This window comes from Streptomyces sp. NPDC102467 (genome assembly GCF_044765445.1).
GTDB lineage: Bacteria > Actinomycetota > Actinomycetes > Streptomycetales > Streptomycetaceae > Streptomyces.
Genome location: NZ_JBIWKA010000021.1, coordinates 150521 through 168334 on the forward strand (window position 1 = coordinate 150521; position 17814 = coordinate 168334).

A 17814-nucleotide genomic window follows, 5' to 3' on the forward strand; every position below is an offset into this window, starting at 1 on the left:
AAGGCCCCGGAACCCATCGGTTCCGGGGCCTTCAGCTACGTACGAACACCGCTCACGCCTGCGGCAGTCGCTCCAACTGCGCCTGGATACGGGCGATGTCCTCGTCCGCCTTGGCGAGGCGGGCCTTGATGCCCTCCACGACGTGCTCCGGGGCCTTGCCCAGGAACTTCTCGTTGCCCAGCTTGCCCTCGGCCTGCGCCTTGTCCTTCTCGGCGGCGGCGAGGTCCTTGGCGAGACGCTTGCGCTCGGCGGCCACGTCGATCGCGCCGGACAGGTCGAGCGCCACCTCCGCGCCGGCCACCGGCAGCGTCGCCGTCGCCTGGAAGTCGTCACCCTCCGGCTGCAGCTTCAGCAGCTGCCGGATGGCCGCCTCGTGCGAAGCGAGCGTGGTGCCGTCCAGGGTGAGCCGGGCCGGGACGCGCTGGCCCGCCTTCAGACCCTGCTCGCCCTTGAAGCGGCGGACCTCGGTGACGACCTGCTTGAGCGTCTCGATCTCCCGCTCGGCGGCGTCGTCACGGAAGCCACTGTCCTGGGGCCAGTCGGCGACGACGACGGACTCGCCGCCCGTCAGCGTGGTCCACAGCGCCTCAGTGACGAACGGGACGATCGGGTGCAGCAGCCGCAACGTCACGTCCAGGACCTCGCCGAGGACCCGGCCCGACACCTTGGCCGGCTCGCCGCCCGCCATGAACGTCGTCTTCGACAGCTCGACGTACCAGTCGAAGACCTCGTCCCACGCGTAGTGGAAGAGCGAGTCGGAGACCTTGGCGAACTGGAAGTCGTCGTAGAACGCGTCGACTTCGGCCACCGTCTTGTTCAGCCGCGACAGGATCCACCGGTCGGTGGCCGTCATCCGCTCCGGCTCCGGCAGCGGGCCGTCGATCGTCGCGCCGTTCATCAGCGCGAAGCGCGTGGCGTTCCAGATCTTGTTGGCGAAGTTGCGGGAGGCCTGGACCCAGTCCTCGCCGATCGGCACGTCCGCACCCGGGTTGGCGCCACGGGCGAGCGTGAAGCGCACCGCGTCCGACCCGTACGCGTCCATCCAGTCGATCGGGTCCACCGCGTTCGGGTTCGACTTCGACATCTTCTTGCCGAACTCGTCACGGACCAGACCGGTCAGGGCGACCGTCTTGAACGGGACCTGGTCCTCCATCGCGTACAGACCGAACATCATCATCCGGACGACCCAGAAGAAGATGATGTCGTGCCCGGTGAGGAGCACGTCCGTCGGATAGAACTTCGCGAGGTCCTCGGTCTCCTCCGGCCAGCCCAGCGTGGAGAACGGCCACAGGCCGGACGAGAACCAGGTGTCGAGAACGTCCTCGTCCTGCGTCCACCCCTCGGCCGCCGTCCCCGGCGCCTGCTCGTCGGGCCCGACGCAGACGACTTCGCCCGCCGGCCCGTACCAGACCGGGATGCGGTGGCCCCACCACAACTGCCGTGAGATGCACCAGTCGTTGAGGTTGTCGACCCAGTCGAAGTACCGCTTCTCCATCTCCTTCGGGTGGAGCGCGACGCGCCCGTCACGGACGGCGTCACCGGCCGCGGCGGCGAGCGTCTCGACCTTGACCCACCACTGCAGCGACAGGCGCGGCTCGATGGTCGTCTTGCACCGCGAGCAGTGCCCGACGGAGTGCACGTACGGCCGCTTCTCGGCGACGATCCGGCCCTGCTCGCGCAGCGCGGCGACGATCGCCGAACGCGCCTCGAACCGGTCCAGGCCCTGGAACGGACCCGGCACGGTGATGACCGCACGCTCGTCCATGATCGTCAGGGTTTCGAGGTCGTGCCGCAGCCCGATGGCGAAGTCGTTCGGGTCGTGGGCGGGCGTCACCTTCACGGCACCCGTGCCGAACTCCGGGTCGACGTGCGTATCGGCGACGACCGGGATCGTCCGGTCGGTCAGCGGCAGCTTGATCCGCTTGCCGATCAGATGCGCGTACCGCGCGTCGTCCGGGTGCACGGCGACCGCGGTGTCACCGAGCATCGTCTCGACGCGGGTGGTCGCGACGACGACCGTCTCGTCCCCGTCCCCGTACTTCAGGGAGACCAGCTCGCCGTCGTCGTCCTGGTAGTCGACCTCGATGTCCGAGATGGCCGTCAGACAGCGCGGGCACCAGTTGATGATGCGCTCGGCGCGGTAGATCAGACCGTCGTCGTACAGGTCCTTGAAGATCTTCTGGACGGCGCGGGACAGCCCCTCGTCCATGGTGAACCGCTCACGCGACCAGTCGAGGCCGGCCCCGAGCCGCTTGAGCTGGCCCAGGATGCGGCCGCCGTACTCGCTCTTCCACTGCCACGTCTTCTCGACGAAGGCCTCGCGGCCGATGTCCTGCCGCGACTTGCCCTCCTCGGCGAGCTGCTGCTCCACCTTGTTCTGCGTCGCGATACCGGCGTGGTCCATGCCGGGCAGCCACAGCGTCTCGTACCCCTGCATGCGCTTGCGGCGCGTGAGGGCGTCCATGAGCGTGACCTGGAACGCGTGCCCCAGGTGCAGCGCGCCGGTGACGTTCGGCGGCGGGATGACGATCGTGTACGGCTCCTTCTCGCTCTTGGCATCAGCGGTGAAGTAGCCCCGTTCCACCCAGCGCTCGTACAGCGCCCCCTCTACGTCGGCCGGCGCGTACTGGGTCGGCAGTTCGGAGGTGGGCGCTGGGTTCTGCTGCTGAGAGTTCTCGGTCACGCAGCCAGTTTAGAGGGGTTCCGAAGTGGCTGTGCCCCGGGTTTTCGTCGTGGGGCCGGAGAGGCGCACAGTCCCGTAGTCAGCTGCATCGCACGAGGATGTGCTGGTGCTTGCACAGCGGGCGTCACTGGTGGTGACACTGCGCCTGCGTCCAGCTTCGTACTGGTCCGAGGACCGGTCCGAAGCAGGGGCCGCTGACTCGGCCCCGCGTCGCCGCAACGCACACGCACGCGTGCGAATGTTGCGGGAGCTGTTCCGGTCCGCGTGATCAACGAATCCGCAGGACCGGCAAGCGAACCGCGCCTGGGAGACCCGGTTCGCCTTGTCGATGTGGCCGCACTCGGCGCAGGTACGGGATGTGTACGCCGGATCGACGTACACCACTGGCACTCCCGCCCTACGGGCCTTGTACGCGCTGAACTCCCCGAGCTGGTGAAACGCCCAGGAACTCAAGGTGGCCCGTTGGGGCTTCCTCAGCCGTACCCGCTCGCGGATGCCCCGTAGATCCTCCAGGGCGATCCCGCGATCGGTGCGTTGCGCCTCGGCCACCACATGCTTCGCGATCTTGTGATTGATGTCCTTCGCCCGTCGTCCCTCCTTGCGGCGCCGCTTCCTCAAGCGCCGCTTGGCCGAGGGCGTGTTCTTTCTCTGCAGCTTGGAGCGCAGAACGCGCTCGCGGACCCGTGCGCGGTTCATCTCTCGGCCGGCCATGACCTCGCCGTCCGATGTGGTGGCGATGTTCACGATCCCCAGGTCAATCCCCAGGAAGTCCACTGGCTCTGCGTTCGGCGTGGCTTCAGGGACCTCGCACGTGGCGTGCAGGAACCACTTACCGTCCCGATACACGAGATCGGACTCGCCCCGGCGATGGAGATCCAGCGTAGCCAGTTGGTCGGGCGAGCCGACGATGGCCACGTCCTTCATCCGCCCCTTGACGGTCCACACAGAGACCCGTCGCTGATCGATCTGCCAGGAGAGCATCCGGTCGTCGAAGGGTTGTGCCGCATCGGGCCGGAACGAGAGGGGCTTCCCGGCCGCCCTTCGATATCGCCGCGAGTCGGCCTTGCCGAGGCGTCCAGCCTTCAGATTCGCCTTCAGTGCCGCGTAGGCGTCGCACGTCTTCTTGATGACGTGCTGCGCGGCCTGGGCCCCGAGCCCCCACCGTTCTTTCACATCGCCGTAGGTCAGCTTCCGCAAGTCGAGCTTCTGCGTGACTCCCTGCTCGAAGCCACCGTGCTGACCCAGGAGGCGGCCTCGTTGCACGCGTGCAGGGTTGCCTCAAGCGCCGACGCCTGGGCAGGCGTTGGCTCCAACTTGACCTGCACAACCAGCTTCACGTCCGCGACGTCACCCATCGCCCAGGCCCACTGCATTCGAACACCGGGAACTCTCTGACGGTCGGCCCGGACGCCCGCCATTCGTCTCAGGATGGCCCCGAAACCGAATCCGTGGGACCGAACCGCACGCGCGTACGTCAGGATGTCGGAAGCACATAAACCACGGGAGGGAACCCCAGTAATGAGCCACAACCAGCCGGGCCCGTACGGAGGCCAGCCGCAGCAGCCCGGGCCGTACGGCCAGCAGCCGCAGCCGGGCCCGTACGGCCAGCAGCCCCAGGCCCCGCAGCCCGGCTACGGGTACCCGCAGCAGGCACCGCAGCCCGGCTACGGTTACCCGCAGCAGGCTCCGCCCGGGGTTCCGCCGCAGCAGCCGAATCCGTACGGCCAGCCCCAGCAGCCCTACAGCCAGCCCCAGCAGCCGGGCCCCTACGGCCAGCAGCCGCAGGACGTCTACGGCCAGTACCCGCCGGCTCCGCCGCAGGGCGGCGGCAAGAAGAAGACGGGTCTCATCATCGCGGCGGTCGCCGTGGTGGCGGCGATCGGCGTGGGCGCGTACTTCGTGTTCGGCGGGGGCGGTGGCGGCGCCTCGGTCGCGGACGACGGCGCGCACAAGCTGACGACTCCGGCGACGGTGCTGGGCGAGTACAAGAAGGACGCCAGCAACTCCTCGTCCGGCGACGGCTTCGACGACCAGGACATGAAGGACGCCGAGAAGAACGGCCTGAAGAACGGCAAGCCGGTCAACGCCGCCTACCAGGTCCAGGACACCTCCAACCCGTTGGGCGCCAAGATGTTGCAGTTCACCGGCGTCTACGGGGAGATCTCCGACCCGGAGAAGGTCGTCGACGGCATGTTCGCCAAGGCGGCACTCCAGGCGACGAAGGACGAGAGCGACAGCGAGGGCAAGGCCGAGCTCGTCGGCAGCCCCACGAACTACAGCACGGACGACTACATCCTGAAGTGCCAGGAGTTGAAGTACGAGAGCAAGGACTCCTCGTCCAGCAGCGCCGGAATGCCCAAGACGATGCACATGCCCGTCTGCATCTGGGGCGACCACAGCACCGCCGCGGTGGTCATCCCGCTGGAGGTCGCGGACATGATGGCCGGCAAGCAGCCGGACCTGAAGGCGTCCTCGGACATCGCGACGAAGCTGCGCACGGAGGTCCGCGTCAAGGCGTGACCGCTCCTGACAGCGCATGAGAGGGGCCCCGGTCGGATGTCCGACCGGGGCCCCTCTCTACGTCAACCGCGCAGCGGCTACGCCGACTTCTGCTCCCCGTTGCCGTTCCCCCGCACCTCGCGCGGGATCAGCGTCGGGTTCACGTTCGAGTGGACGGCTTCGGCGGTGATGACCACGCGCGCGACGTCCTTCCTCGACGGGACCTCGTACATCACCGACTGGAGGACTTCCTCCATGATGGCGCGCAGGCCGCGCGCTCCGGTGCGGCGCAGGATCGCCTGGTCGGCGATGGCCTCCAGGGCCTCGCGCTCGAAGTCCAGCTCCACGCCGTCGAGTTCGAAGAGGCGCTGGTACTGCTTGACCAGCGCGTTGCGCGGCTCGACGAGGATCTGCAGCAGCGCCTCGCGGTCGAGGTTGTGCACGCTCGTGATCACGGGGAGACGGCCGATGAACTCCGGGATCATCCCGAACTTCACCAGGTCCTCCGGCATGACCTCCTGGAACTGGTCCTTCTCCTCCAGCTCGCGCTTGGAGTGGATCGTCGCGCCGAAGCCGATGCCCTTGGCGCCGGCCCGCGACTCGATGATCTTCTCCAGGCCGGCGAAGGCGCCGCCCACGATGAAGAGGACATTCGTGGTGTCGATCTGAATGAACTCTTGATGCGGGTGCTTGCGGCCGCCCTGCGGCGGGACCGAGGCCGTCGTGCCTTCGAGGATCTTCAGCAGGGCCTGCTGGACGCCCTCGCCGCTCACATCGCGGGTGATCGACGGGTTCTCCGACTTGCGGGCCACCTTGTCGATCTCGTCGATGTAGATGATGCCCGTCTCGGCCTTCTTGACGTCGTAGTCAGCGGCCTGGATGAGCTTCAGCAGGATGTTCTCGACGTCCTCGCCGACATAGCCCGCCTCCGTGAGCGCCGTCGCGTCGGCGATGGCGAACGGGACGTTCAGCATGCGGGCCAGCGTCTGCGCGAGGAGCGTCTTGCCCGAGCCGGTCGGGCCGAGGAGCAGGATGTTGGACTTCGCGAGTTCGATCGCGTCGTCACGGCTCGCCGCCCCGCCGTTCTCACCGGCCTGGACGCGCTTGTAGTGGTTGTACACCGCCACGGAGAGCGCCTTCTTGGCGGACTCCTGGCCTACGACGTAACCCTCGAGGAACTCGTAGATCTCGCGCGGCTTGGGCAGTTCCTCCCAGCGCACTTCACTTGTCTCTGCGAGCTCTTCCTCGATGATCTCGTTGCAGAGGTCGATGCACTCGTCGCAGATGTATACACCGGGGCCTGCGATGAGCTTCTTGACCTGCTTCTGGCTCTTTCCGCAGAACGAGCACTTGAGCAGATCGCCGCCGTCACCGATGCGTGCCACGAGGTGCTTCCCCTTCGCCTGGGAGACGCCACGTTCAGCGACTCCTGGTGCCTGTATCCGACGGTACCTTGCCGGGCCCCCCGTTCGGGCCCCCCTTGGCACGGTTCACTTCGACGAGCGCCCCTCGAAAGGCTCGAGAAGCTCAAGAAACCGGGTGAACCGTGCCGGGGAGTGGCAGACGATACAACGCCTCGTCAGGCGATTGCCTCGTTGTTCATCTTGCGCGTCGAGATGATCTGGTCGACCAGACCGTACGCGAGCGCGTCCTCGGCCGTCAGGATCTTGTCGCGCTCGATGTCCTCGCTGATCTTCTCCAGCGGGGTCGTCGAGTGCTTGGCCAGCATCTCCTCCAGCTGCGTACGCATCCGGAGGATCTCGTTGGCCGCGATCTCCAGGTCGGAGAGCTGCTCGCGGCCGGTGCCGCCGGAGGGCTGGTGGATCAGCACGCGCGCGTTCGGCAGCGCCATGCGCTTGCCCGGGGTGCCGGCGGCGAGCAGGACGGCGGCGGCCGAGGCGGCCTGGCCCATGCAGACCGTCTGGATGTCCGGCTTCACGAACTGCATCGTGTCGTAGATGGCCGTGAGGGCCGTGAACGAGCCGCCGGGGCTGTTGATGTAGATGGAGATGTCGCGGTCCGGGTCCATCGACTCCAGGCACAGCAGCTGCGCCATGACGTCGTTGGCGGAGGCGTCGTCGATCTGCACGCCGAGGAAGATCACGCGCTCCTCGAAGAGCTTCGCGTACGGGTCGTACTCACGCACGCCCTGCGAGGTGCGCTCGACGAAGCGCGGGATCACGTAGCGGTTGTCGACCTGCGGACCCGTGTAGAGGCCGCTGCCGGGGATGTTGTTCATGATGGTCCGTGTTCCGTCCTGGTGAGGGAGGCAGTGGGCTTGGGGCCGGTGCTGAGTCGGTGCGAACCGATCAGGCGCCCGTGCCGCCGCCGCCCGGAACACCCGTAGCGGCAGAGATGATCTCGTCGATGAGGCCGTACTCCTTGGCCTCATCGGCCGTGTACCAGCGGTCGCGGTCACCGTCACGGATGATCGTCTCGATCGTCTGGCCCGAGTGCTCGGCCGTGATCCTCGCCATGCGGTGCTTCGTACGCAGCAGGTACTCGGCCTGGATCTTGACGTCGGAGGCCGTGCCGCCGATGCCCGCGGAGCCCTGGTGCATCAGGATGTCGGTGTTCGGGAGCGCGAAGCGCTTGCCCGCCGTGCCGCCGGTGAGCAGGAACTGGCCCATCGAGGCCGCCATGCCCATACCGATGGTGATGACATCGTTCGGGATGTACTGCATGGTGTCGTAGATCGCCATGCCGGCCGTCACCGAACCACCGGGGCTGTTGATGTAGAGGTAGATGTCCTTGTCCGGGTCCGCGGCAAGGAGCAGCATCTGCGCGGTGATCTTGTTGGCGATGTCGTCGTCGACCTGCTGGCCGAGGAAGATGATCCGCTCGCCGAGCAGCCGGTTGTAGACATGGTCGCCGAGGCCACCGCCGATGGACGGCTCGCCGGCGGCGGAAGGCATCAGATTCGTCACGTATCCACCTGCTCGTCTCTGACGGCCTCGTGCCGTCTTGCGTCTCTTACTGAGGCCGGGGCCCTCGCTCGGAGACTCCCCTGCCCTCGTATTCATGGACCCTAACGCGCGGGTCCCTCCGAGGAATCCCGCGAAGGGAACTGTTCGCTGTGAGCGCAGGTTCGCTCTGCTCGGGGGCGGGCCGGGGGCGCGGGTTGTACGTGGCTGGTCGCGCCCACGCGGCTGAGCCCCGCACATGGACACAGCCCCGCGCCCCTGCCGGGGCGCAGCAGGCCCCCGGGACACGTGTCCCGGGGGCCTGCTGCGTCTACCGCTGGGAGGGATCAGGCCTCGGACTTCGCCTGGTCCTCGCCGGAGGTCTCAGTGGCGGCCTCGGTGGCTTCAGCGGCCTCCGTGGTCTCCTCCTCGTCGTCCTCAAGGTCGACGACCTCGCCGTTGGTGTCCTTGACCGTGGCGGCCTCGACGACCACGGCAAGGGCCTTGCCGCGGGCGACCTCGCCGACCAGCATCGGGACCTGGCCGCCTTCGACGACGGCCTGGGCGAACTGGTCGGGCGACATGTTGGAGGAAGCGGCGCGACGCATGAGGTGCTCGGTGAGCTCCTCCTGGTTCACGTTCAGCTTCTCCTTGTTGACGAGCTCGTCAAGGACGAACTGCGTCTTGATGCCCTTGACCGCCTGCTCGCGGGTCTCGGCGTCGAACTCCTCGACCGTCTTGCCCTGGATCTCGAGGTACTTCTCGATGTCCAGGCCCATCTGGCCGAGCTGGTGGTGCTCGAGGTTGTGCTTGCGGGTCTGGACCTCGTCCTCGAGCAGCTTCTCGGGAACGGGGACCTCGACCAGCTCGAGCAGCTTCTCCAGGACGCGCTCCTGGGCCTGCGTGGCCTGGTCGTACTGCTTCATGTTCTCGAGGCGCTTGCGGCTGTCGGCCTTCAGCTCGTCGAGGGTGTCGAACTCGGAGGCGAGCTGGGCGAACTCGTCGTCCAGTGCCGGGAGTTCACGGGCGGCGACCTGGGTGACCTTGACGGTGACCTCGGCCTCCTTGCCTTCGGCGGAGCCGCCCTTCAGCTCGGAGGTGAAGGTGGCCTCGCCACCGGCCTCCAGGCCCTTGACGGCCTCGTCGATGCCTTCGAGGAGCTCACCGGAACCGATGGTGTAGGAGACGCCGGAAGCGACTCCGTCCTCGAGGACCTCGCCCTCGACCTTGGCCTCCAGGTCGATCGTCACGACGTCGCCGTCCTCGGCGGCGCGCTCGACCGGGGAGGTCGACGCGAAGCGCTCCTGGAGCTGCTCCACGGACTTGTCGACGTCCTCTTCGCTGACCTCGACGGCGTCCACCTCGACCTCGATGCCGGAGTAGTCCGGGATCTCGATGGCCGGGCGGATGTCGACCTCGGCGGTGAAGTTCAGCGTTTCGCCGTCCTTCAGCTCCGTGATGTCGACCTCGGGCTGGCCCAGGACGTTGAGCTCGGCCTCGTTGACAGCCTCGGTGTAGAACTTCGGAAGCGCGTCGTTGACGGCTTCCTCCAGGACGGCACCGCGGCCGAACCGCTGGTCGATGATGCGGGCGGGGATCTTGCCCTTACGGAAGCCCTTCACCGTGACCTGCTGGTTGATCTTCTTGTACGCCGCGTCGAGGCTGTCCTTGAGCTCCTCGAAGGGCACCTCAATGCTGAGCCGAACCCGGGTCGGGTTCAGGGTCTCGACGGCGCTCTTCACGGTTCGGTCTCCTTGGGGGCTGACTTTAGGGATCGTGCCCGGCTTAGAGACACACGGGCATGCAGCTTGCATAGTAACGGCACGCCGGAGCACACCCACAACGCGATCTTGGGGTTCGCTCCGGTAATGACGCCCGTGGAGGGTCCGCGGTCGTCGTGTCGCCGCGGCAACGCTGGTCGGGGTGGCGGGATTTGAACCCACGGCCTTCCGCTCCCAAAGCGGACGCGCTACCAAGCTGCGCCACACCCCGTCGGTGCGACACGTAGGGTACATGCCCGCGGACGCCGCGGCTTCCGCATTGTGGAGCGCACTGTGAGGTACGTCGCGGCGCACGCCCTGGGGCGCGTCGGGGGGAGTGACAAGGGGGTGTGCGAGCGGGGCCCGGGACCCGCTACGATGCTTTTCGTGCCGCGGTCGGTGACCTGGGGCGCAAGCTGTGCGGGTGTAGCTCAATGGTAGAGCCCTAGTCTTCCAAACTAGCTACGCGGGTTCGATTCCCGTCACCCGCTCTCGATCAAGGCCTCCGGCCCGGTTCCGCCATGGCGGACCGGACCGGGGGCTTTTTCGTGCCCCCGGCCTGCGACCTGCTCGCCGGTGCTCAGAAATTGATCGCGCTGATACTGCTCGCGACGGAGTTGAGGAAGTTGTTGATCGCGGGGGCCATTCCGGTCGAGGCCAGGAAGAAGCCGAAGAGCACCGCCACTATGGCGGGCCCCGCCTTGATCGAGCCGCCCCGCATCAGTACTACGAGGACGATCGCCAACAACAGCACCACTGACAGCGAAATGGCCACACTGATCACACCCTAGGTCGGTCCGCTCTCCCGGCCCGGGGGGCACAGCCCCACACACCCCCCGCCAGAACCATCGTGCCACCAACACGGCGTCCGTATGCGGCCCGTGACGCATCGTCGGCCACGCGCGCGTGGCGGCGCGGGAGCCGATCACCCTTGGGGCGCATGAGCCGTGCACGTCGGCGGGGTGGCCGCGTGGTGCGTGGGGGCACGTAATTCGGCTTGATCGTTTCCATGGCCGCACATGCGGCCCACACATGCCCTTCGCATGCCACCCCCGCTTTTCCCGCACTTCCCCCCTGGCGTACACACAGGAAATCGGTGGGATTCGGCGGCTGAATAGCAGCGCTCGGAAGATAAGTCCTTTGCCGGAGTGACAATTGCCACGAACGCGGCAATACCCCCGATCCGCCTGCGGGTATTATGCGGCGTTTAAGAGGGATTAACTGTGTGATAACGGACAGATCGCCAATGGTTCGATGTCGTACGACGTGACGATGACTTCTTCGAATCCGGGGTATCCGGGGCCGGTAAGGAGGATTCGAGTTGAGGGTTTTACGAAAACGCAGAGGCCCTACTAGGGTGCCTCAGATGTTCCACACTGCCATGACCCCCGCCGGCGCAGTGCGGTCCCGGATCGGCTCCCCGAGCTCCTGGTGGGAGGGCCTGTGACCAACTCGCTGTATCCCCACGGCTCGCATCGCGCCCCACTGCCCGCAGCCGCGGTTCCGTCCCCCGGAGCCACTTCCGCCCCGTCCCCCGCTTCCGCTCCCCCCGCATCCGCACCGGCCCCCGCTCCGGCCGGCGCCGCCACGCCCAAACAGCGGGACGCGTTCTTCGACAACGCCAAGTACCTGGCCATCGTGTTCGTCGCGATGGGCCATTCCTGGGAACCCCTGACGGACGGCAGCCGTACCGCCGAAGCGCTGTACATGATCGTCTACACGTTCCACATGCCGGCGTTCATCATCATCTCCGGCTACTTCTCCCGCAGCTTCGACATGCGGCCGGACCGGCTCAGGCGCCTGATCACCGGCGTCGCCGTGCCGTACGTCCTCTTCGAGGTCGCGTACACGCTCTTCAAGCGGACCGCCGGGGACGATCCCGACTACCCGTTCAGCCTGCTCGACCCGTGGTTTTTGACCTGGTTCCTGGTCGCCCTGTTCATCTGGCGGCTCACCACGCCGCTGTGGAAGGTCATCCGCTGGCCGGTCCCGATCGCCCTCGGCATCGCCGTGCTCGCCTCGGTCTCGCCCGACATCGGTGACGACCTCGACCTGCAGCGCGTCCTGCAGTTCCTTCCCTTCTTCGTGCTCGGCCTGTTCATGAAGCCGGAGCACTTCCAGCTGGTGCGGCGGCGCGAGGTGCGGATCCTGTCCGTGCCGATCGCCGCGTGCGCGCTCGTCCTGGCGTACTGGGCCGCTCCGCGGATGTCGTCCGCGTGGTTCTACCACCGCGACAGCGCGCAGGAACTGGGCGCGCCATGGTGGGCCGGGGTCGTGATGACGCTCGCCCTGATCGGCTGCTCGCTCGTGCTCACCGCGTGCTTCTTCGCCTGGGTGCCGCGGCGCAAGATGTGGTTCACGGTGCTCGGCGCCGGAACCCTGTACGGGTATCTGCTGCACGGGTTCCTGGCGAAGGGGTCCCGGTTCTGGGGCTGGTTCGACGCGGACTGGCTGCACGAGCCGTTGGGGCAGGTCGCCGTCACGGTGATCGCCGCGGCGGTCGTGACCGTGCTGTGCACGCCGCCGGTGCGGCGGATCTTCCGCTTCGCCATGGAGCCGAAGATGGAGTGGGCCTTCAAGAAGGACGCCGCCCAGCTGGCGCGGGCGCGCAACAAGAGCTAGTAGGTGCGCAGGCCCAGAAGTGTGCGCATCGTCGCGTACTTCCGGGTCAGCCGGGCCCGGGTCGTCTCGTCCAGGACCGCGAGGCGGGCCGGGTCCGCGTTGTGGGCCAGGTCCGCCTCTTTGACCAGCCGGGCGCCGGGCGTCGACAGGATGCGGGCGGCGTACGTCTCCGGGGGCTCGCCGGGCCGCTTCGTCAGGGCGCGGACGACCGCCTTGGTCTGCTCCGGCAGCGCGGCCCCGGCCAGCCACTCCTCGGTGAGGGCGTCGTCCTCGACCGCGTCGTGCAGCCACGCCGCCGCCACCTGCTCGTCCGTCCCGCCCCGCGCCCGTACACCGTCGGCGACCGCGCGCAGGTGCTCGGCGTAGGGCCGCCCGGCCTTGTCCCGCTGACCGGCGTGGGCCGTGCGGGCCAGGGTCTCGATCTCCTCCAGCGTCATCATGGGGCGACCCTAGACGCAGGTCTTCTACGGTTTTTCCCTCAGCGCCAGCCGTGCGGGGAGGGCCGTCGCGCCCAGGCCGAGGAGCAGGGCCGCTCCGGCGAAGGACCCGTAGAGCATCGGCGGGACGTACGGGTTCTCGCCGGTGAGGCCGTTCATCATCGGGATCAGTGTCGCGAGGGCGATCCCCGTGCCCAGGACGATGCCGGCGCCCGCCACGAGCAGCGCCTCCCAGCGGATCATGCGGAGCACCTGGCGGCGGGTGGAGCCGATCAGGCGGAGCGTGCCGAGTTCGCGGCGGCGGTCCAGGACGGACATGACCAGGGTGTTGACGGCGGCGATCGCCGCGAACCCGCCGAGGACGGCGGCCATGGTGGTGTTGGCCCAGGCGTTGAGTTCACGGTCCAGGGACTGGGCGGTGGTGTAGTCGGCGCGGGCGAGTGGGGTGCCGAGCGCGGAGAGGGCGCGGGTCGTGCCGCCCTTCGTCCACAGTTCGGTGTCGTACGGGTCCGTGAGGTGGCCCGTCAACGCCGCCCGGGGCAGGGTGACTTGGGAGAGGCCCAGGCCGCGTTCGTACGTCGCCGAGACCCTCGGGGACGCCTTCGTGCCGTCGGGCAGGCGCAGGGCGACGCGGTCGCCGACCCGCACGTGGGCCGAGCGGGCCAGGGCCGCGTCCAGGGCCACCGTGCGCGGGTCGGTGAGGTCGATCGCGCCCCGGGTGACCAACAGGTCCTGCACGCGGGCGAGGTCCTTCGCCGTGCCGGTGACGGCCTGCGCCGACGCCGACTCCAGCCAGCGGTCGCCGCCGGAGCCCGCCGGGACGAGGACCGAGGTCTTGAGCAGGCCCACGGATGCGGTGACTCCGGACGTCCGCCCTGCCCTGGCCACCGAGCCGGGCGCGAGGCCCGCGTGCGCCGTGACGATGTGGTCGGCCGTGATGCCCGCCTTCTGCTGGTCCGCCGCGACGTGGTCCTCGCTGGTGTGCATGAAGACCAGCACCGAGGAGAACGCCATCGCGAGGACGATCGGGGTGATCGCGGAGGCGAGGCGGCGGGCGTTGGTACGGGAGTTGGCGGCCGCGAGCGAGGCGGACGCGCCCGCGCCGCGCAGCGGGAGGCCGAAGAGCGCGGCGCACAGCCGGGCCACGAGCGGGCCGAGCAGCGCGACGGCGAGCATGAAGCACATGACGACGCCGAGTGCCGCGTTGGCCGCGTCGTCGCCGCTCTGGGTGGCGGCGAGGACCGCGAGGAAGGTCCCGCCCACGGCGGCCGCGACGCCCAGCGGTGTACGGATCCAGCCGGGGCGCAGCCGCTCGACGGACGCCTCGGTGAGGGCCTGGCCCGGCTTGATGCGGGAGGGGCGGCGGGCCGCCGCGTACCCGGCGAGGAGGCCGGTGAGGATCGCCGTGCCGACGGCGGTGAGCAGAGGTACGTAGGAGACCGAGAGGTGGACGGCCTCGGGGACCGCGCCCTTGGCCTGGAGCTGGCCGAACCACCAGCGGGCGAGTGCGATGCCGGGCAGGCAGCCGAGGGCGCCCGCGAGCGGGGCGACCAGGAGGGTCTCGGTGGCGATGGTGCGGCGGATCTGGCGCGGGGTGGTGCCGATGGCGCGCAACAGGGCGTATTCGCGGGCGCGTTGGCCGACGGAGAGGGCGACGGTGCCGGCCGCGGTGAACACGGCGACCGCGGTGGCGATGCCGCCGAACGAGCCGCCGAGGCCGGTCAGGTTCTCCTTGGCGTAGGCGAGAGCGCCGTTCTCGGCGGCGCCGCGGTCGTCGCCCGTGTGCACCTGGGCCGACTGCGCGGCGCCCGAAAGGGCGTGCGTCACCTGGGACTTGAGGGTGGCGGCGGTGATGCCGTTCTTCGGGAGAACGGCGATCGCGTCGACGCGGCCCGGGTGGCCGGAGGTGTGGAATGCCTCGGAGTCCGCGAACCAGACGGCGGGTGCCTCGGTGGTGCCCGAGACGCGGTACGTGTGCGGGCCCTCGGGCGTATTGAGCGTGACGCGGTCGCCGACCCGGGCGCCGGAGAGGACCACCTCGCCGGCGCCCGGGGCCCGGCCTGCTGACAGTTTCTCGCCGGTGAAGGCGGTGGAACCCCAGTTGTGGGCCGTGACGGAAGCGCCTTCGCGCTGCACGGGGAAGCTGATGTCGGCGATCGCCGTACGCGCTCCGGGGGCCGAAGCAGCCTTTTCCACAAGGGAGTTGGCGATTCGGGCGCGGTCCGGCAGCGGCACCGCCTCGTCCTCGCGGTCCTCGCCCGAGCCGGTGACGTAGTGGGCGCGCTGGTCGGCGGAGACCACGACGGGGGCGCCCGCGTACCGCTCGGCCGGGACCGAGGCGCGCAGGCCCGTCTCCAGGAGGATGCCGCAGGCCGCGACGATCAGGGCGGACATCATCAGGGCGACGAACGTGCCGGCGAACGCCGCGGGCTTGAAGCGGAGGGCCGCGCGGGCCAGGCCGTTGGGGCGGAACATCAGGCGGCCGCCCCTGCCGGTGTGCGCGCGGACAGGGTGCGCATGCGGGCGGCGATGCGGTCCGCTCCGGCGCCCTCCAGTTGGTCGACGAGCGCGCCGTCGGCGAGGAACAGGACACGGTCCGCGTGGGCGGCGGCGGCCGGGTCGTGCGTGACCATGACGACGGTGGCGCCCATCCGGTCGACGGCGGAGCGCAGCAGTCCCAGGATCTCGGCGGCGGTCGTGGTGTCGAGGGCGCCGGTCGGCTCGTCCGCGAAGATCACGTCGGGGCTGGTGACCAGGGCGCGGGCGATGGCGACGCGCTGCTGCTGGCCGCCGGAGAGCTGGCCGGGCCGGCGCCGCGCCTTGTCGGCGAGGCCGACCTGCGCGAGCACGTCCGCGGCGCGGCGCTTGTCCGGGCGCGTGCCGGCCAGGCGCATCGGGAGCAGCACGTTCTGCTCGACGGTGAGCGAGGGCAGCAGGTTGAAGGCCTGGAAGACGAAACCGAGGCGGGTGCGGCGCAGGGCCGTGAGCTTGTTCTCGCTCATCCCCGTGATGGTGGTGCCGCCGAGGGCGACGGTGCCGTCGGTGGGCCGGTCGAGCCCGGCCGCGCACTGCAGGAACGTGGACTTGCCGGAGCCGGATGGGCCCATCACGGCGGTGAACGTGCCGCTGGGCAGGGCCAGTTCGATGCCGCGCAGGGCGTGCACGGCGGAGCTTCCGCGGCCGTACTGGCGGCGTACCCCGCGCAGTTCGACGGCCCAGTTCCCGGCGGGCGCGGCGACGGGTCCCTCGCGCCGGTCGTGCTGCCGCTTCTTGCGCAGGCCCATGGTCGCCCTCTCGTACGTCTTCGATGTGATGTCTCGAACGTACGGATCCGGGGCCGGTCGCAGCCATGAGGGCGGCTGGCGGATCGGGGGTGGGGAGAACCCCCGGTCCGTGCTCCCGGGAGACCACCAGCAATCGTTTGGTAATCTAAGTATTGACGCGTTCTTGACGATCCCTTTACCAAGGAGGAACGGGCCCATCGGACACGCAGACACCTTGATCGCCATGGGTGGCGCCTTTCTCGCCGCCGCCGTCCTCGCCCGCCTCGGCGGACGCATCGGACTCCCCACCATCCCCCTGTTCATCCTGGCCGGGATCCTCCTCGGCCCGCACACCCCCGGCATCGTGCTCGTCGCCGACCCGCACGACCTGGAGATGCTCTCCGCGCTCGGCCTGGTGCTGCTGCTCTTCTACCTCGGCCTCGAATTCCATCTCGACGACCTCAAGGCGGGCGGCCGCAGGATGGCCGTCGCCGGAGCGACCTACCTCGTCCTGAACGTCGGCGCCGGCCTCGGTTTCGGATTCGCCCTCGGCTGGGGCACCTCCGAAGCTCTGGTCCTCGCCGGGGTGCTCGGGATCTCCTCGTCCGCCATCGTCACCAAGGTGCTCGTGGACACCGGGCGGCTCGGCAACCCCGAGACCAAGCCGATCCTGGGCATCATCGTGGTCGAGGACATCTTCCTCGCGCTGTACCTGGCGGCACTGCAGCCGATCCTGTCCGGCGCCGACTCACTGGCCGCCGCGGTCATGGACGGCGGCAAGGCGTTCGGGTTCCTGCTGCTGCTCGCGCTCGCGGCCCGGTTCGGTACGAAGGTCGTCGGCAAGCTGTTCAACACCAAGGACGACGAGCTACTGGTGATCTCGTTCCTCGGTGCGGCCGTGTTCGTGGCCGGAGTCTCGGAGTGGTTCGGCGTCGCGGACGCGATCGGTGCGTTCATGGTCGGTCTGATGCTCGGCTCGACCACGTCCGGCGAGCGGATCCGCAAGCTCGTCCATCCGTTGCGGGATGCCTTCGGCGCCATCTTCTTCTTCGCGTTCGGGCTGTCCATCGATCCCGGGGACCTGCCGAGTGTGGTGTGGCCCGTGCTTGCCGCTGTCGCGGTGACGCTGGTGATGAATGTGCTGGCCGGGTTGGGCGCCGCCCGGGTCTACGGGTTCGGGGCCGGGCCCGCCGCGAATATCTCTACGACGCTGTTGGCTCGGGGGGAGTTCGCGTTGATCCTGGCCACGATGGCCGCGGGCGCGGGCCTGGACGAGCGGCTCTCGCCGTTCATCGCGGGGTATGTGCTGGTGCTTGCCGTGCTTGGGCCTCTGGCGGCTGGGCGGTCGTCTTGGCTGGCCCGGATTTTGCCGGGCGCTGCCGCGCGGGAGCCGGAGCTTGAGCGCGTCGGGGCCGGGGTGTGACACCCGGCTTCCCGCCGTGGGGGCCGGGTTTTCGATGCCGAGTGCGAGCGCGTCGTGGCTGGGGTGTGACACCCGGCTTCCCGCCGTGGGGGCCGGGTTTTCGATGCCGAGTGCGAGCGCGTCGTGGCTGGGGTGTGACACCCGGCTTCCCGCCGTGGGGGCCGGGTTTTCGATGCCGAGTGCGAGCGCGTCGTGGCTGGGGTGTGACACCCGGCTTCCCGCCG

At 68.9% G+C, this 17814-nt stretch carries 13 protein-coding genes and 2 tRNA genes; 4 read left to right on the plus strand and 11 right to left on the minus strand.

Going from position 1 to position 17814, the window contains the following annotated elements; genetic code table 11:
• Positions 1-52: 52 nt before the first annotated feature.
• Together ACIREE_RS36130 and ACIREE_RS36135 are read right to left on the minus strand one after the other, a co-directional pair.
• The gene (locus ACIREE_RS36130; protein ID WP_404162165.1) at positions 53-2683 is read right to left on the minus strand and encodes a valine--tRNA ligase; all 2631 of its coding nucleotides are present in this window, start codon (positions 2681-2683) and stop codon (positions 53-55) included.
• Between the two features lie 9 nt (positions 2684-2692).
• Positions 2693-3946: an RNA-guided endonuclease InsQ/TnpB family protein gene (locus tag ACIREE_RS36135; RefSeq protein WP_404162167.1), complete on the minus strand. Its 1254-nt coding sequence runs from the start codon at positions 3944-3946 to the stop codon at positions 2693-2695.
• Positions 3947-4201: 255 nt separating this feature from the next.
• Between ACIREE_RS36135 and ACIREE_RS36140 the strand changes: the two genes are divergently transcribed.
• Positions 4202-5203, plus strand: coding sequence for a hypothetical protein (locus tag ACIREE_RS36140; protein WP_404162170.1), 1002 nt, complete (start codon positions 4202-4204; stop codon positions 5201-5203).
• A gap of 77 nt (positions 5204-5280) precedes the next feature.
• Here the strand turns inward: ACIREE_RS36140 and clpX are convergent, their stop codons facing one another.
• The 5 genes from clpX to ACIREE_RS36165 all read right to left on the minus strand — a co-directional run bounded on the left by clpX (position 5281) and on the right by ACIREE_RS36165 (position 10077).
• Positions 5281-6567, minus strand: coding sequence for an ATP-dependent Clp protease ATP-binding subunit ClpX (gene clpX, locus ACIREE_RS36145; RefSeq protein ID WP_404162172.1), 1287 nt, complete (start codon positions 6565-6567; stop codon positions 5281-5283).
• A gap of 194 nt (positions 6568-6761) precedes the next feature.
• Positions 6762-7421 (minus strand): ATP-dependent Clp protease proteolytic subunit, encoded by a 660-nt coding sequence (locus ACIREE_RS36150; protein ID WP_164303251.1) that lies wholly within the window; start codon positions 7419-7421, stop codon positions 6762-6764.
• A 70-nt stretch (positions 7422-7491) separates the two neighbouring features.
• Complete coding sequence (locus ACIREE_RS36155; RefSeq protein WP_363191771.1) at positions 7492-8097, minus strand: ATP-dependent Clp protease proteolytic subunit; 606 nt, start codon at positions 8095-8097, stop codon at positions 7492-7494.
• Between the two features lie 335 nt (positions 8098-8432).
• Positions 8433-9827: a trigger factor gene (gene tig / locus ACIREE_RS36160; protein WP_404162175.1), complete on the minus strand. Its 1395-nt coding sequence runs from the start codon at positions 9825-9827 to the stop codon at positions 8433-8435.
• A 173-nt stretch (positions 9828-10000) separates the two neighbouring features.
• Positions 10001-10077: transfer RNA gene (locus ACIREE_RS36165), tRNA-Pro, on the minus strand.
• Positions 10078-10265: 188 nt separating this feature from the next.
• Between ACIREE_RS36165 and ACIREE_RS36170 the strand changes: the two genes are divergently transcribed.
• A tRNA-Gly gene (locus ACIREE_RS36170) sits at positions 10266-10336 on the plus strand.
• 89 nt (positions 10337-10425) lie between these two features.
• Here ACIREE_RS36170 and ACIREE_RS36175 read toward each other — a convergent pair.
• On the minus strand, positions 10426-10620 hold the full coding sequence (locus tag ACIREE_RS36175; RefSeq protein WP_161301056.1) for a hypothetical protein: 195 nt from the start codon (positions 10618-10620) through the stop codon (positions 10426-10428).
• 668 nt (positions 10621-11288) lie between these two features.
• Between ACIREE_RS36175 and ACIREE_RS36180 the strand changes: the two genes are divergently transcribed.
• Positions 11289-12467 (plus strand): acyltransferase family protein, encoded by a 1179-nt coding sequence (locus ACIREE_RS36180; RefSeq protein ID WP_404162178.1) that lies wholly within the window; start codon positions 11289-11291, stop codon positions 12465-12467.
• On the opposite strand, the gene ACIREE_RS36185 is transcribed toward ACIREE_RS36180, so the two are convergent.
• The 3 genes from ACIREE_RS36185 to ACIREE_RS36195 are packed head-to-tail and all read right to left on the minus strand — an operon-like array spanning position 12464 to position 16188.
• The gene (locus ACIREE_RS36185) at positions 12464-12904 is read right to left on the minus strand and encodes an HD domain-containing protein (protein WP_404162197.1); all 441 of its coding nucleotides are present in this window, start codon (positions 12902-12904) and stop codon (positions 12464-12466) included. The genes ACIREE_RS36180 and ACIREE_RS36185 overlap by 4 nt on opposite strands.
• Before the next feature lie 27 nt (positions 12905-12931).
• A complete protein-coding gene (locus ACIREE_RS36190; protein ID WP_404162180.1) occupies positions 12932-15379 on the minus strand; it encodes an FtsX-like permease family protein in 2448 nt (815 codons plus the stop codon).
• Complete coding sequence (locus ACIREE_RS36195) at positions 15379-16188, minus strand: ABC transporter ATP-binding protein (RefSeq protein ID WP_404162183.1); 810 nt, start codon at positions 16186-16188, stop codon at positions 15379-15381. The genes ACIREE_RS36190 and ACIREE_RS36195 overlap by 1 nt, the downstream gene beginning before the upstream one ends.
• A 223-nt stretch (positions 16189-16411) precedes the next feature.
• On the opposite strand from ACIREE_RS36195, the gene ACIREE_RS36200 reads away from it, so the two are divergent.
• Entirely contained in the window at positions 16412-17590 is a 1179-nt protein-coding gene (locus ACIREE_RS36200; RefSeq protein WP_404162186.1) for a cation:proton antiporter, read from the plus strand.
• The last annotated feature ends 224 nt before the right edge of the window (positions 17591-17814 follow it).